This window comes from Sphingobium nicotianae (assembly GCF_018603885.1).
In the GTDB taxonomy this organism is placed as follows: domain Bacteria; phylum Pseudomonadota; class Alphaproteobacteria; order Sphingomonadales; family Sphingomonadaceae; genus Sphingobium; species Sphingobium nicotianae.
In genome coordinates, this window is record NZ_JAHGAW010000010.1 from 95,309 (window position 1) to 109,775 (window position 14,467).

Here is a 14,467-nt window from a genome sequence, read left to right on the forward strand (position 1 = left end):
AGCCCGGACCGTATCGACGGTGTCGGCGACGCTGCGGGTGCCCTGCCGGCCGAGCGCGACGGTAGGACCGCGCTAGTCGTAGAGGACCGTCACCACGAAGTCGCCCGAATAGAGGCCGGCGGGAGTATCGTGGCTGACGGAAAAGGATCCGCCGATTCGGAAGCTGTAACTGCCTTCATCGTTCGGCGAGCCGGCGAGCAAAGGCGTCGCTGCCGCATCATTGTTCAGCGTGACAGGCAAGGTGACGGCGCCGGTCATTTCGAGCGGCGTCATGTCGATGGAGAAGCTCTGGCCGCTTTCGCCGGCGACCGTGTATTGGGCGAGCGCGGCGCCGCTCCCGGTCAGAACTCTGGCGCCCGTGCCCGTTACCTCGAGAGCGCCACTGCCAGCGTCGAACGTCACCGTGCCGCTGCCGCTCGTCGGCGCGGCGATCGTGCCGAACGACAGGTCGGATGTCTTGGTGAGGCTGATCGGCCGCCGCACCGTTGCTTGTGCCGTACCGCCGATGGCCCCCGCAGGGACGTCGACCAGAAAGCCGGAGGTGGCCAGCCCGGACGTGCCGTCGGCCGCGATGCCGAAATCGGCCCCGACATAGAAATCCCGGCTTGCGTCGCGGGGGATGCTGGAGACCGTGAAGCTGATCGTGTTCGTGCCGCTCGGCGTGCCGAGCGTCGGCGGATTAGACCCGGGCGCGATGGTGAAATTGGTGAGTGCGCGCGCCCGTCCCGTGAGCGTGCCAGAGGCGCCGATGGTCACAGTCTGCGAAGCCGATTCGCAGGAATCCGATCCCGTACAGGTGAGCGTGACATGACCCCGCGCGGTGCCGCTGCCGGGGCGCAGACCGCCTCCGCTCAGCTTGGTGACGAGGCCGTCGCCCGGCGCGATCCGGAAGATCGTGTCGCCGCTCGCCGCCGAGATGACGACGCCGAGATCCGGCGCGCCCGCATCGACGGCGGTGATGCTGATCGTCTGCGCTTGAGCCGGCAGCGGCGCCGCTGCCGCCGCCAAGACGGCGAGGCAGGCGACAGAGCGGCGGCAGAGGGAGGATAGGATGCTGTTCATGGCGTCTCCGCCTCAAAAATGACTTCCGCCGTGACGTCCTGCGTGCTGTCGGCCGCAACAGCCAAGGTGACCGGTGCCTTGAGCCGCATATGCAGCCGCCCGGCCTGCTCGGGATCGATCTCCAGCCGGTAGGTTCCCGGTGGAAGCTGGGAAAAGACGGCCGACCCATCGAACTCGGTGCTGACCATGATCGGCGCCTGGCCGTCACGCACGAGGCGAATCCGCAGCGCGGACAGTCCGGTCTCCCCGTCTCCCCGGCGCAGGAAAAGACGGGCATAGACTTCGCCCGCCGGGACCAGCGGATAGGGGATGTCCACCACCTGCCCCGCACGCGGCGCGAACTCGACAAGCGACGGCGGCGCGGACAGATAGAGACTGTCCACATCCTTGATGTCGAGCCGCAGCCGCGTGGATGGCGCAATGCCAAGGCCTGTTACCAGCGCGTGGCCATCGGCCCCGGTGACCATGCCTTTCAATCCGCCCTCGACGGTGACGTTTGGGGCAGGCTGGTCGCCCGGGCTGAAACGGCCGTTGGCGTCATTGTCGATAAAGGCGTGGATCGCCGCATTGGCGCCCGCCGCGACGCCGGGCGGCGTCATGACATAGCGGCGGCGGCCGGGGTCGAACAGGGCACCGAACGAGATGCGCAGTCCCACGCGCCAATCCCGATTGCGCGTCTCATAGTCGCCGGTGAGCGATATTTCGGCGAAAGGCAGGCGCAGCACCGCGCCGCCCTGAAAGGCCCCCGACCCGCCGTCACCGAAGCTCTGGCCATAGCCCAGCCGCATCGCCAGCCGATCCGACAGGCTGCGGTCGACGGAAACGCCGATCGATCGCAGCCGCCTGTCGGGCAGGAGATCATAGTCAGCGATCGCCCGCAACTGCCAGTTGTAATTGACCAGGCGGGACAAAGCGAGATTGCCGGTGAGGCGCTGCAGGGTCGGAACTTTGGGCCGCGCGTCGCTCTGATAATCAAGGCCCGTGGACACCAGCGTGTGGGCGACGCTCGTCGAGGCCCGGGCCGTCCCCGTCCATGCGACGCCGCCATCGGGGAAGCCATCGCGCAGCAACCGGAAAGAGAGCGGCAGCGACTGGCGACCGAAGAATGGCAGCGTCATGTCAGCCGTGAGCATTGTCTTGCGCACCGGCGGGCGAGCAAAGTCGGTGCCGATGATCGTTTCGTCGAGGAAACCGCCACGATACTCCGCATGCCGCAGGAAGGTCGAAATGCCGAACATGTCCCCCGCGATACCCGCCGCAAGTGCGCGACCGCCCTTCTGATCGGCGGCGGCGTCCGTTTGCACGGCGAAACGGCCCAGCCCGGCGCGCAGGCCCACGGTCGCCACGTCTCGCTCATCGTCGCGCGTGCTGGAGTAAAGCCCGGCGCCACCGATCAGCGAGATCATGTCGGTAAGACCATGGGCGATGCCGACGACCAGTCGCGGCGTCCCGATGCCGCCAACGCCGCTGTCGGGGAGCCGCAGTCGGTCCGGCTCGATCAGGGCCCTTTCCTGCTGCACCAGGGCCATGTCGATGGTCGTCTGGCCCGGCCGCAGCAGACCACCGCCCGCATTGACGACGCGCACTGTTTCCGAGCGCTCCCCGTGCGGACCATAGGTCACGATGCGGATGACATTGACGCCGCGCACCAGCGGCACGTCGAGAAATTCATACCGTCCCTCAACCGGCGTCCGCTGGCCGCTGCGCAGGATGTCGTTGACGTAAAGCTCCACATCGTACCCGATCGGCAACTCGCCGCGCAGATCGATGGTGTTGAACTGGCTCGCCTGGTCCGGCGCCGCCGTGCTGAAGGAAAAGCCACGCCCGCCAACGCTGCGCGGTCCCATCGCGAGCGCGGGCGTGAAGACGTCACCCGCGCTGATCCGCGTCGCCCCCAGCGGCAATGCTCCCGTCGCCGAGCGGCGTTCGAACAGCAGCCGGGCCGTGGTGGCCTTGCCGCGGTCGTCCGACCCGACATAGCCCTGCACGTTGCTGTAGAGCAGATCACCCGCAAAGCGCAGATCGTAGCGGCGCAGCATGGCGCCGTCTCGCCGCGTGTCGGTGCCGGTCTCCACCACCGCGTCCCAGGTCGGTGGTGTGAACGGCAGATAGGGCGTGGCGATCCGCAGCGGCTTCTCCACTTCCTGAGGACCGCGACTGAGGCCCTGCAGCCGTCCGATTCGTTCCTGCTTTGCCTGGATCGGCAGTGTCTCGAGCGCCTGAACCTCGATGGTCAGGGCCTCGCCGTCGATGACGAAACGCACCGGCAGGATCGCTTCCAGCGCCTTGGCGCGAATGAAGACATCCGTCGGCGCGAAACCGATGTCGCGCGCCGCCAGCACGATGTCCCGCCCGCCCACGCGGGTGATCGGCGCGGCGAAATCCAGCGTGACCGCGCGCCGCTCCTCGCCGAGGGTGCCCGTGATGCGCCGATCGCTGGGCAGGACGGTAAGATCGAGGTCGAGCAACCGTGCCAGTTCACCGACCGGGAGCAGCGGATCGGCGGGATCGCCATAGGCGATCATGCTGTCCGTCAGCGTGAGCCGGTCGAGACTGACAGCATAGAGAAGCATTTCATCTTCGCGCAGTTCGGCGTCTGGTTCGGCTTGCCGTGAGGGTGGCTGTGCAGCGGATTCGGGTGATCGGGCCGGTGGATCGCCCGGGGTCGCTTGCAGCACGGCGAGAGCGGCCATGGCGGCTTGCATGTCTCGTCAGGACGCAGTCAGCGAAGCCTTCGCGACGACCCGCCCCGGCGTCAGATCGTCATCGACGAACGTCACGTCGAGAGTTTCGCCTGCGGTCGGCCGGCGCTGGAGCGGTATGCGCACTGCACGACTGTCAATCTCTGGATAGACGCCGACACCGCGCGCCAGGCCGATCACGTCCTTGCGGCCCGCTGCCGAGCGGATCTCGATGTTGCCAAACAGCGAACTGCCGCCGAGCCGGTCCAGATCGAAGGCCAGGATCGGGGTGCGACGGGGCACACCGACCCCGTCGGGCGAAATCGTCTCCTCATCCAGCCGCACATTGCGGATGTCCGCACGCACGTCGGGCGTGCCGGTGCGCAGGATGATGGGAATCGAGAGGCCAAAAACCGCGGTCAGCCGGAAGCTGAGCTCTCCGGAGCGCTGGGCCGCCGCATCCTCGGCAGTGAGGCCCGTGTTGCGCGGTGGCACGGTGGCAACGGTCAGGTGCGAGCGATATTCGGGCGCATCGGCATTAGCAGGGGGCGTCACCCGCAGGCGCACCGTCTGGCCCTTGCCCGGCGCCAGCACGATCCGTCGCGGGGTCGCCACCACAAGACCGCGCGCGGAGCGCAGGCGTTCGGCGAACGGCTTCGCCTCCGCATTGGCCAGTGCGTCGTCCAGCGTCTTGATCTCGCCCGTGGGCAGCATGACGCGCTCGACGATCGATACATCGACAGTGGCCGCGCGATTGCCCTGGTTGAACACATAGACCGAGGCGGAGCGGCTGTTGCGGCTGAAGCTCAGGCGCTTGGGCGTGATGTTGAGATTGACCCTCGCGGCCGGTGCCGCGGCCGCAGGAGCGACGGCGCTCGGAACAGCATCGGCCTGGGCACGCAGCGTCGCCGGGCCGACCATCGTGGGGAGAAGCAGCAGCGCCATGAAGCCGCGCTTCCCCGATTTGGCTTTCACCATTTCAATTTCCCCCTGCCGCTCGCTCGCGGCGTTCAGTTATATTGGGCGATTACCACCGGCGTCCCGCCGCCCGCCGAGCCGCCCGGAACACTTCCGACGCTGACGCTCACGGCATCGCCGTTGATCGTGGTTCCGGTCAGCGAGCCGCCGCCTTCGACCAGTCCGGAGATCGAACCACCATTCCCTCCGGTCGGTGAACCGGTCGAAATGGGGGAAGCAGCCGAGCCGCCTCCCCCACCCGCCCCCGGGCCGACCGTGGTCGGAGTCGTATTCAAGCCCCCGGTCGACACGGAGGAAGCTACCCCCACCGGCGCGATGACGATGGTCTGCAACAAGGTCTGCAAGGGTTTGTTCTCGACCACGGTCACGCTGACAGGCCGGACGACGGAGACGGAAGCGATGGTTTCCACTCGGTCGGACGCCAATGCGCCCGCCCAGGCGGGACAAAGGAGAAGCGACGTCAGCAGACGCGCGCAAGGCCTTGCCGATGCAGTCATCATCCCGGCTCCCAGGGCCACCGGCGCCGCGGATCAGGCGGCACCGGCACCGCTCGATCAGTTGTAGGCGACGGTGACTTCGAAATCGCCGGAATAGGCCCCGGCGGCGTCGGTCGCGTCCGTATTGTCGATGGTGAGGGTGCCGCCAATACCGAAGGTCGCCGTACCGCCGGTCAGCGTGCCGGTCGTGGCGCTGCGGGTCAGCGTCGCGGCCAGCGATCCGGTGCCGCCATCAGTCAGGTTGATCGAGCTCGATGTGAGCGTGATGGAGAATGTCGCCGCGTCCTGACCGGTGACGGAATAAGCGGCGCGGCCGGTCGTGCCCCCCGTCACCAGCGCGGCGTTGCCACCACCGCTGATCGAACGATTGCCGTTCGTTTCATTGATCGTGACGGTATTGGTACCGGTCGTCCCCTTGGCAACCTGGCCGAATTGCAGCGCGGCGGTTTCCGTAAGCGCGATCGGCGCGGCGAGCGTCACCGATGCGGTTGTCGTTTCAGCATCGGAGGCCTGGGCGAAAGCCTGACCAGAGAAGGTCAGGCCGACGAGAGCAGTCAGAAACTTGGCAGTGCTACGAACCATGATGAAATCCCCCAAAATGATCTGGCCGCGAAGGCGTTAGATCGTCGCCGGCCATTGGACATGGCAGGCGACAACCGAGCGCCAACGAGACACCGGAACGAAATTCCTTTTGGCGACGTGGTGCGCGACCCGGAGCATGCCCAGGACCGGCGCCAACGACCGACTTGCAAGGAGAGCGATGCACGCAACGCGTGCGCGATTGTTCCGAAAGGGACGGGCGATACCCGGAAACCATGTCGATGAACACGAGGCCGGAAAATGCCGGAGCATGCGCGTTGACCCTTCGGTAACCCCGCTATCCCGAGTGACCCGGGACCGGAGGCTTTGCGTCCCGCCGTTGCCGACGGTTTGCCTTTATCGAGATCGGATTGACCTCGAAAAAGAGCTAACAAATGTTAACGAGGGTGTCAACGAAGCCGGCATCAAATGACTGTTTTACAGGCGCTTCGGTCCTTCTGCATGGTTAACGCAGCCCCCCCCATCTGCGGATAACTGATTAGACCATGCCGCGAATCCAATCTGGAGGCAGACGAGTCGGACCAAAAGTCAAAAGTACCTGCGCGACTGACGCCAGGGCGGCGACCGGGTCCGGCCCCTTGCTGATCCCGCCACGCCGCAATCATGGCATCGCCGTGCCGAGCAACACTTTGTCACGCCTCTGCTCGGACCGCGCAACATTCGCCCGGCATTCCGGAGGCACATCCCCACAGGCGGAGATATGCCTTGTTCCTGAAACTCATGATCCCGACCCTCATCGCCATGCCGGCGGCGCTGCTGGCGCAATCGCCGTCCGCCACGCACGAGCCAGTCTCGTCGCCCGGCAAGTCCCACATCCACATGCGGCCGCTCGCCCAATCCAGCGCCGCGCCGGGCAAGTGCCATCCGGACGCCACCAAGGCTGTCGCCTGCGAGGCACATGCCCGCGTGAAACAGGCCGAGGCGCTCGCCCGGGCCAGGACGGTCGAGGCGGCGCGGCTCAGCCAGCGCTGACGGCAAGCCGCGCGAGCGTCTAAACAAAGACGCGACAAGCGGCACTGCCCGCGGAAATGGCCGGCCGTTGCGCATGTCCGATGGATAGCGCACGTGCATCTCGACAAAGGCCGGTTCATTATAGAGGAAAGACGGGAGAGGGTGACGCGTCGGCTCAACCGGCGCCGATCATCATGGTCCGCGCGGTCCGGCTTTGGCGGACCACGCGCAAACCCCTATCCAGCCCTCGATTCATGTGAGACATCAACGACCCTTATGACTGCCCAAACCATTGTCCTGGTGGAGGACGATCCCGGCCTCCGCACGCTCATCGCCCGCCTGCTTCAGGAGAACGGCTATGCCGTCCGCACCGCGGCGACGGCGCCGGAGGCATGGATCGCGCTGGAGAACGGGCAGCCTGCCAGTCTCGTCGTGCTCGACATCATGCTGCCCGGCACCAACGGCATCGACCTGTGCCGCCAGATCCGGCGGACGAGCGACGTGCCGATCATCTTCATCAGCGCCAAGGGCAGCGACGAGGATCGCATCCTCGGGCTGGAACTGGGCGCGGACGATTTTCTCGCCAAGCCGTTCCAGCCACGCGAGCTGATTGCACGCGTCCGCGCGGTGCTGCGGCGCGGGCCGCTCGCCGACCGCAACGAGGGGCGCAAGAATGAAGTCCGCTTCGACGGCTGGACCGTCTATTTCTCCAAGCGCGAGCTGCGTTCGCCCGAGGGATCGATCGTCGACCTGACCGGCGCCGAGTTCGATCTGCTCGGCACCTTCATCGGCCAGCCGCAGCGCGTGATCGGCCGCGAGCGGCTGATCGAGCTCTCGCGCACGCGCCTTGGCGACAGCTCGGATCGCAGCATCGACGTGCTGGTGAGCCGGTTGCGCCGCAAGCTCGCCTCGGCGGGCGGATCGCCGCCGATCGTGACGGTGCGCGGGATCGGCTACATGTTCAGCGCGACCGTCTCCCACGCCTGATGCGCTTTCGCTCCTTCGGCCTGCTCGGGCGAATCCTGCTGATCCTCGCCTTCGTGCTGGCGACGGAGTTTCTCGCCAACACATGGCTCTTCGAGCGCACCAGCCAGTTCGCCCTGCAGGACGACGATGCGCACCGCATGGCCGAATATCTGGTCATCGTCCGCCGCGTCATAGACAAGGCGCCGCCCGCCGACCGCCCGCGGCTGACACGGGAGCTGAGCACCGCGCGCTTCCGGGTCGACTGGTATCTGCATCCGGACACGAGCACCGCCTCCTATCGCCTGAACAGTCTGCGCAGCCAGATACTGGAGCGCGAGCCGGAGCTGCTCGACAGCAAGCTGCGGCTCCACCTCATGCCGCTCAGCCAGGGCGGCGACATTGCCGGCAGCCTCGAGCTGGCCGATCATTCGACGGTCGCCTTCCGCACCTCGCAGGCGAAGATGGTCTGGCCGCTCACCTTCGGACGAATCTTCGGCCTCATCGCGCCGACCCTGGTCCTCGTGCTGATCGGCGCCTTCATGGTCCGCGCGACGCTCAAGCCTCTGAAAGTGCTGATGCGCGCGACCAAGAAAGTCGGCACGCGCGAGCCGCAGCCGGTGCCGGAGGAAGGGCCAGGCGAGGTGCGCAACCTCATCCACGACTTCAACCTGATGCAGACCCGCATCCACAAGCTCCTCGCGACCCGGACACGCGCGCTGGCTGCGGTCGGCCATGATCTGCGCACGCCTCTTTCGCGCCTGAAGCTGCGGCTCGGCAACGTCGCCCTGGATCCCGAGACCCAGAAAGCGATGGGCGACGACATCGACGAGATGGGCGATCTGCTCCGCTCGCTGCAAATCTATCTCGGCGGCGAGGGACAGGAATTGCCGCCCGAGAAGGTCGATCTCGCCGTCATGGCCTCGACCCTGATCGATGCGGCGCGCGACATGGGGCATGACGCCTATCTCCATGCGCCGTCGAGCCTGCAAATCTGCGTACGCCCGGTCGCAATCCGCCGCTCGCTCGCCAACCTCATCGACAATGCCATTCACTATGGCGGCAATGTCCGCCTCTCGATCCTGCCAGAGGAGGAAGAGGTGCTGATCTGCGTGGACGATGACGGGCCGGGCATCCCCGAACACCAGATGACCGAAGTCCTACAGCCCTTCGTCCGCCTCGACGGCGCGCGCAGTCGCAACACCAGCGGCATGGGCTTGGGCCTCGCCATCGTGAACGACGCCGTCCATGCCGAGGGCGGCACGCTCGAATTGACGAACCGGCCCGAAGGCGGCCTGCGCGTGGTCATCCGCCTGCCGCGCCAGCGCGCCTGATCGCCGCGCAGCAACATTTCCTTACGCGGCAGCGCGGTCGCAGCAAATTTCAGCGCCTAGCTTTCCTCCGTCGCGCGGGCATCGGCCCGCGATATGGAGATTTGAGACCATGAACGAACTGATCGGCCGCGTCTTCAGGTTCGAGAAGACGGTATTCCCCGGCAGCAGCGCCCTGTACGGCAAGCTCGCCACGCACGGACAGAGCCCCAAGGCCCTGATGATCAGCTGCGCGGATTCCCGCGTGGTGCCCGAGCTCATTATGCAGGCGGAGCCGGGCGATCTCTTTGTCTGTCGCAATGCCGGCAACATCGTCCCGCCCTTCGCCACTCAGAATGGCGGCGTCTCCTCGACCGTGGAATATGCCGTCGCAGCACTCGGCGTGCGCGATATCATCGTATGCGGCCATTCGGACTGCGGCGCGATGAAGGCGCTGAGCAAGCCGGAAACGCTCGACGGCATGCCCAATGTTGCGGCCTGGCTGCGTCACAGCGCTGCTGCGCAGCATGTCGTCAACAGCTGTTATCCCGATCTCGACGGGCATGACCGCATCCGCGCGATCAGCCTGGAGAATGTCGTGGCGCAGATCGCGCATCTGCGCACGCACCCGGCCGTCGCCGCCGCGATCGTGCGCGGCGAGATGGCGCTGCACGGCTGGTTCGTTGATATCCATGCCGGCCAGGTGCTCGGCCTCGATGGCGATACCGGCCGGTTCCTCGCTCTGCGCGAGGATCAGCCGCTCCCGGTCGCCGTCTCCTCGACGCCGCGCATGGCGATGGATTATGCGACGGTCGAGGCCGCCGAATGATCGCCGCGCTTAAGGATCGCCTCTTCGGCCCCGCCATCGCGCGGGATCTGACCGCTTCCATCGTCGTCTTCCTGGTCGCCATGCCACTCTGCATGGGCATCGCGATCGCGTCCGGCGTCCCGCCCGAGAAGGGGCTGATCACGGGCATCATCGGCGGTGTCGTCGTCGGCCTGTTTGCAGGATCGCCGCTGCAGGTCAGCGGCCCGGCGGCGGGCCTTGCCGTCATCGTCTTCGAGTTCGTGCGCGATCATGGGCTGTCGGCGCTCGGGCCGGTGCTGGTGCTCGCCGGCCTGCTCCAGCTCGTCGCGGGCGCGCTGCGCATGGGCGGCTTCTTCCGGTCGATTTCGCCGGCGGTCGTCCATGGCATGCTGGCCGGCATCGGCGCGCTGATCGTCATCGGGCAGTTCCACATCCTGTTCGACAGCCGCCCGCTTTCCAGCGGCCTCGAGAATCTCGCCGCCATGCCGGGTCGCGTCCTCGGCCTCTCGCCCTTCGATCTGCGCAACACCGAGTTCGCGCTGATGATCGGCCTGATCACGATCGCCGCGATGCTCGGCTGGGAGAAATTCCGTCCCGCCAGCCTGCGGCTCGTTCCGGGCGCGCTCATCGGCGTGACGCTCGCGACACTGATTGCCTTCCTGACCGGGCTGGAGATCGCGCGCGTCGACGTCCCCGCCTCGATCATGGGCGCCATCGATGCGCCCGGGACGGGCTTCCTGGCGCCCCTCGCCAGCCCGGCCCTGCTCGTCACGGCGCTCGCCATCGCCTTCATCGCCAGCGCCGAGACGCTGCTCTCGGCGGCAGCGGTCGATCGCATGCATGACGGGGTGCGGACCGACTACAACAAGGAGCTGCGCTCGCAGGGCATCGGCAATCTGCTCTGCGGTCTCGCGGGCGCCCTGCCGATGACCGGCGTGATCGTGCGCAGCTCGGCCAATGTTCAGGCCGGCGCCCGGTCGCGGCGCTCGACCATCCTCCACGGCGTCTGGATCCTCGGCTTCGTGGCGCTGCTCCCATGGCTGCTCAAGGAAATCCCGATGGCGGCGCTCGGCGGCATTCTCGTCGTCACCGGCTGGCGGCTGGTCAGCCTGTCTCACGTGCGCCACCTGTTCGCGAGCTACGGCCTGCTCCCCGCCGCGACCTGGGCCGTGACCTTCATCCTGGTGGTGATGACGGACCTACTGACCGGCGTGCTGGTCGGCCTTGCCTTGTCGCTCATCGAGCTCATTCCGCATCGCAAGAGCCTGCGGCTCGCCGTCGACGAGGATCATGCCGAGGAGGAGAGCCGCCTGCGGCTCGACGGCTCGGCGACCTTCGTCAGCCTCACGCGTCTGACCGGCACGCTGGAGCGCCTGCCCACCGGCCGCGATATTCATATCGACGTCCATCGCCTGCGCGGCATCGACCATACCAGCGCCGAGATGGTGCGCGAATGGATCGCCCGCCGGATCGCGGGCGGCCAGAGCGTGGCGATGGCCGGCCCGCAACCGATGGTCGATCGACTCCTTCCCCCCGCGCACTAGGGCTCACCCCGGCCCCGCGACGTGCGCCTGCCGGATCGTGGCAATGATTTGTCACGATCCGGCAAACCTCCAGCGAAACTGACCCGCTAGCTTGGCCTTCTCTGCAGGACCGACCACCAGCTACGCTTCCCCGCTTCGCTGAGATGCAAGGCCTGCAGAGCGCAGGATGGAACGATTACCCAACCGAAAACAAAGGGGATTGTTCCTTGAAAAACATAGTCATCGCGGCCGCGCTGCTGACGCTGCCCGCCGCCCCTGCCCTCGCGCAGGACGAGGATGCGTCGCCGATCACCGTCTCCGGTTCGGCGGCGCTGGTGAGCGATTATCGGTTCCGCGGCGTGTCGCAGACCGACGAGCAGATGGCGGTCCAGGCTGGCATGTCGGTCAGCCATGACAGCGGCCTCTATGCCGGCGCCTGGGCCTCCAACCTCGCCGGCTGGGGCACCTTCGGCGGTGCCAATATGGAGCTCGATCTCTATGCGGGCTACAAGTTGCCGATCGGCGCGGCGACGCTCGACGTCGGCCTCACCTGGTACATGTATCCGGGCGGCGCGGACAAGACCGACTTCGCCGAGCCTTATGCCAAGCTGAGCACCACGCTGGGTCCAGTCTCCGGCCTCATCGGCGTCGCCTATGCCCCGGCGCAGGAAGCGCTCGGCAACTGGAGCAACACCCCGCAAAGCGCCATCGGCGACAAAGAGGATAATCTCTATCTCTGGGGCGATCTCTCGAGCGGCGTGCCCGGCACGCCGGTGACGCTCAAGGCCCATCTCGGCTATTCGGACGGCAATCCCGGCCTCGGCCCCAACGGCACCAGCGTCGCGCCGACCGGCACATATTGGGACTGGATGCTCGGCGCGGATCTCGTCGCCGGCCCCGTCACGCTGGGCGTCGCCTATGTCGACACCAGCATCTCGAATGCCGATCGCCAATATCTCCTGCCGAACCTCGGCAACACCAAGGACGGTTCGACCATCGCCGGCCCCAAGGTCGTCGCCTCGATCACCGCGGCTTTCTGACGAAGCGGGGCGTGTCGGCGGCGACCGGCACGCCCTTCCGTCCCCGCGCCGCAAGATGAGCGGCCGTTGGAGCGGTGCCTAATCTCTGGTATCCGCAGCCGGTATCATCCGGAGGGCATGCCATGACGAACAGAGACGCGCTCTTGTCAGCCATGGCTCTTTGCCTGCTGCTCGCGCCCGCTGCCCACGCCGCCGAACCTACCGGGCGGATTACCGGCGTGGGCGGCATCTTCTTCAAGAGCAAGGATCCCAAGGCTCTGATGGCCTGGTATCGCGATGTGCTGGGGATAAAGATCGAGGCATGGGGCGGCGCGGCCATGACGTATGACGCCCCCGGACACCCGCCCGCGGTGATCGTGAATGCTTTCCGCGAGACCTCCGGCTACATGAACCCGTCGACGCGCGAGTTCATGCTCAACTTCGCGGTCGACGATCTCTCCGCTTTTCTCGATCGCCTGAAGGCAAAAGGCGTCGCCGTGCTCAAGCGCGATGACAGCGATCCCAGTGGCAAGTTCGCCTGGATCATCGACCCCGACGGAACCAAGATCGAACTATGGGAGCCAAAGCCCGAACCCGCGCCGAAATAGGGATCCAGAGCCCGACGCCGGAGCCGTTGCGGCCGGTCAATATCCGAGGAGAGCCTTCACCTCGAGATATTCTTCCATGCCGTACAGGCCATATTCCCGACCATTGCCGGATTGCCGGTAACCGCCGAACGGCGCGTGGCGCGACCAGGCGGGATAATTGATATGCACCTGACCGGCGCGAATCTGCCGGGCCACCCGCCGGGCGCTCTCCAGATTGGCCGACTGGACATGCGAGCTCAGGCCATAGACGGTCGCGTTGGCGATGCGGATCGCGTCGTCCTCATTCTCATAGGGCATGAGGACGACCACCGGCCCGAAAATCTCCTCCTGCGCGATCCGCATGTCCGGCGTCACTTCGGAGAAGATGGTCGGCCGCGCGAAATAGCCTCGATTGAGGCCCGGCGGCAGGCCGAGGCCCCCGCAGATCAGCTTGGCGCCCTGGTCAATGCCCGACTGGATGAGTGCCTGCACCTTCGCGAACTGCGCCGCATTGGCGAGCGGACCGATGAAGGCGCTCTCGTCGAGCGGATGGGCGACGATGATCCCGTTGGCGGCCTCGGCGGCCAGCGCCTCCACGTCAGCAAGGCGCGCGGCCGGCACCAACATTCGGGTCGGCGCGGTGCAGGACTGGCCGACATTGCGCATCGCGCCGAGCACGCCCTTCGGGACGGCGCTCGCGAAATCCGCGTCTTCCAGGAACACATTGGGGGACTTGCCGCCCAGTTCCTGCACCACGCGCTTGATCGTCGGGGCGGCGGCCTGCGCCACCTGTATGCCCGCGCGCGTCGAGCCGGTGAACGAGACCATGTCGATGTCCGGATGGGCGGAGATGGCCGCGCCCACTTCGTCGCCACTGCCGTTGACGAGATTGAACACCCCGGCCGGCGTCCCGGCATCATGCATCACCTGCGCGAACAGCAAAGCGCTGAACGGCGAAAGCTCGCTGGGTTTCAGCACCACCGTGCATCCCGCAGCGATGGCCGGCGCGACTTTGGCGGTGATCTGATAGAGCGGCCAGTTCCAGGGCGTGATCAGCCCGCAGACGCCGATCGGCTCTTTCCGGACGGTGATGTCGCCCATCCGCGTCTCGAACTGAAAGTCGCCCAGCACCTCGATCGCCGCGCGCACATGCTCGATGCCGTAAAAAACCTGACCGGCGCGCGCGAAGCTGATCGCCGCGCCCATCTCCGCGACGATCGCCTGCGCGAATGCCTCGGTCCGCGCTTCCAGCAGCTCCCTGATGCGCGTCAGCAGCGCGAGCCGGTCCGCCACCGAGTTGTTCGAGAAGCTGCCAAAGGCGCGCCGCGCGGCTGCGACGGCGAGATCGACATCCGTTGCCGAACCCGCCGCGACATGGCCGATCACCTCTTCCGTAGCCGGATTATAGACGGGAATTCGCGGCGCATCCGCACGATCCAGCCACGCTCCATCCACGTAGAAGCGCATGTCGTCATTCATGGACATTGG

At 66.6% G+C, this 14,467-nt stretch carries 13 protein-coding genes and 1 riboswitch; of the genes, 7 read left to right on the top strand and 6 right to left on the bottom strand.

The genetic code is table 11. The features are described 5' to 3' along the window. Nucleotides 1–72 precede the first annotated feature (72 nt). From KK488_RS15330 to KK488_RS15350, 5 genes are all read right to left on the bottom strand, one after another. Entirely contained in the window at nucleotides 73–1,062 is a 990-nt protein-coding gene (locus KK488_RS15330; protein WP_214624578.1) for a DUF4402 domain-containing protein, read from the bottom strand. Beyond that, a complete protein-coding gene (locus tag KK488_RS15335; protein WP_214624579.1) occupies nucleotides 1,059–3,635 on the bottom strand; it encodes a hypothetical protein in 2,577 nt (858 codons plus the stop codon). The genes KK488_RS15330 and KK488_RS15335 overlap by 4 nt, the downstream gene beginning before the upstream one ends. 138 nt (nucleotides 3,636–3,773) lie before the next feature. Then, on the bottom strand, nucleotides 3,774–4,721 hold the full coding sequence (locus KK488_RS15340; RefSeq protein ID WP_214624580.1) for a fimbrial biogenesis chaperone: 948 nt from the start codon (nucleotides 4,719–4,721) through the stop codon (nucleotides 3,774–3,776). Between the two features lie 32 nt (nucleotides 4,722–4,753). Continuing rightward, nucleotides 4,754–5,131 carry a hypothetical protein gene (locus KK488_RS15345; protein ID WP_214624581.1) on the bottom strand — a complete coding sequence of 126 codons (378 nt, stop codon included), beginning with the start codon at nucleotides 5,129–5,131 and terminating at the stop codon, nucleotides 4,754–4,756. A gap of 144 nt (nucleotides 5,132–5,275) precedes the next feature. Beyond that, nucleotides 5,276–5,800, bottom strand: a complete 525-nt coding sequence (locus KK488_RS15350; RefSeq protein ID WP_214624582.1) for a DUF4402 domain-containing protein — start codon at nucleotides 5,798–5,800, stop codon at nucleotides 5,276–5,278. Nucleotides 5,801–6,082: 282 nt separating this feature from the next. Beyond that, nucleotides 6,083–6,163, bottom strand: a riboswitch (cyclic di-GMP riboswitch). A 360-nt stretch (nucleotides 6,164–6,523) separates the two neighbouring features. Between KK488_RS15350 and KK488_RS15355 the strand changes: the two genes are divergently transcribed. From KK488_RS15355 to KK488_RS15385, 7 genes are all read left to right on the top strand, one after another. Further along, the gene (locus KK488_RS15355) at nucleotides 6,524–6,790 is read left to right on the top strand and encodes a hypothetical protein (protein ID WP_214624583.1); all 267 of its coding nucleotides are present in this window, start codon (nucleotides 6,524–6,526) and stop codon (nucleotides 6,788–6,790) included. A 255-nt stretch (nucleotides 6,791–7,045) separates the two neighbouring features. Continuing rightward, on the top strand, nucleotides 7,046–7,756 hold the full coding sequence (locus tag KK488_RS15360; protein WP_214624584.1) for a response regulator transcription factor: 711 nt from the start codon (nucleotides 7,046–7,048) through the stop codon (nucleotides 7,754–7,756). Beyond that, complete coding sequence (locus tag KK488_RS15365) at nucleotides 7,756–9,066, top strand: ATP-binding protein (protein ID WP_214624585.1); 1,311 nt, start codon at nucleotides 7,756–7,758, stop codon at nucleotides 9,064–9,066. Before KK488_RS15360 ends, KK488_RS15365 begins: the two co-directional genes overlap by 1 nt. 109 nt (nucleotides 9,067–9,175) lie before the next feature. Next, nucleotides 9,176–9,871: a carbonic anhydrase gene (locus KK488_RS15370; RefSeq protein ID WP_214624586.1), complete on the top strand. Its 696-nt coding sequence runs from the start codon at nucleotides 9,176–9,178 to the stop codon at nucleotides 9,869–9,871. Next, nucleotides 9,868–11,394, top strand: coding sequence for a SulP family inorganic anion transporter (locus KK488_RS15375; RefSeq protein WP_214624587.1), 1,527 nt, complete (start codon nucleotides 9,868–9,870; stop codon nucleotides 11,392–11,394). Before KK488_RS15370 ends, KK488_RS15375 begins: the two co-directional genes overlap by 4 nt. 206 nt (nucleotides 11,395–11,600) lie before the next feature. Next, nucleotides 11,601–12,413 (top strand): TorF family putative porin, encoded by an 813-nt coding sequence (locus KK488_RS15380; protein WP_250890508.1) that lies wholly within the window; start codon nucleotides 11,601–11,603, stop codon nucleotides 12,411–12,413. Nucleotides 12,414–12,565: 152 nt separating this feature from the next. Further along, nucleotides 12,566–13,000: a VOC family protein gene (locus tag KK488_RS15385; RefSeq protein ID WP_214624589.1), complete on the top strand. Its 435-nt coding sequence runs from the start codon at nucleotides 12,566–12,568 to the stop codon at nucleotides 12,998–13,000. Between the two features lie 36 nt (nucleotides 13,001–13,036). On the opposite strand, the gene KK488_RS15390 is transcribed toward KK488_RS15385, so the two are convergent. Further along, the gene (locus KK488_RS15390; protein WP_432653855.1) at nucleotides 13,037–14,458 is read right to left on the bottom strand and encodes an aldehyde dehydrogenase family protein; all 1,422 of its coding nucleotides are present in this window, start codon (nucleotides 14,456–14,458) and stop codon (nucleotides 13,037–13,039) included. Nucleotides 14,459–14,467 lie beyond the last annotated feature (9 nt).

Bases quoted from the DNA above. Each gene is read 5' to 3' on its own strand.
- KK488_RS15330 (WP_214624578.1), bottom strand. From the start codon at position 1,062: ATGAACAGCATCCTATCCTCCCTCTGCCGCCGCTCTGTCGCCTGCCTC.
- KK488_RS15335 (WP_214624579.1), bottom strand. From the start codon at position 3,635: ATGCTTCTCTATGCTGTCAGTCTCGACCGGCTCACGCTGACGGACAGC.
- KK488_RS15340 (WP_214624580.1), bottom strand. From the start codon at position 4,721: ATGGTGAAAGCCAAATCGGGGAAGCGCGGCTTCATGGCGCTGCTGCTT.
- KK488_RS15350 (WP_214624582.1), bottom strand. From the start codon at position 5,800: ATGGTTCGTAGCACTGCCAAGTTTCTGACTGCTCTCGTCGGCCTGACC.
- KK488_RS15360 (WP_214624584.1), top strand. From the start codon at position 7,046: ATGACTGCCCAAACCATTGTCCTGGTGGAGGACGATCCCGGCCTCCGC.
- KK488_RS15365 (WP_214624585.1), top strand. From the start codon at position 7,756: ATGCGCTTTCGCTCCTTCGGCCTGCTCGGGCGAATCCTGCTGATCCTC.
- KK488_RS15370 (WP_214624586.1), top strand. From the start codon at position 9,176: ATGAACGAACTGATCGGCCGCGTCTTCAGGTTCGAGAAGACGGTATTC.
- KK488_RS15375 (WP_214624587.1), top strand. From the start codon at position 9,868: ATGATCGCCGCGCTTAAGGATCGCCTCTTCGGCCCCGCCATCGCGCGG.
- KK488_RS15385 (WP_214624589.1), top strand. From the start codon at position 12,566: ATGGCTCTTTGCCTGCTGCTCGCGCCCGCTGCCCACGCCGCCGAACCT.
- KK488_RS15390 (WP_432653855.1), bottom strand. From the start codon at position 14,458: ATGAATGACGACATGCGCTTCTACGTGGATGGAGCGTGGCTGGATCGT.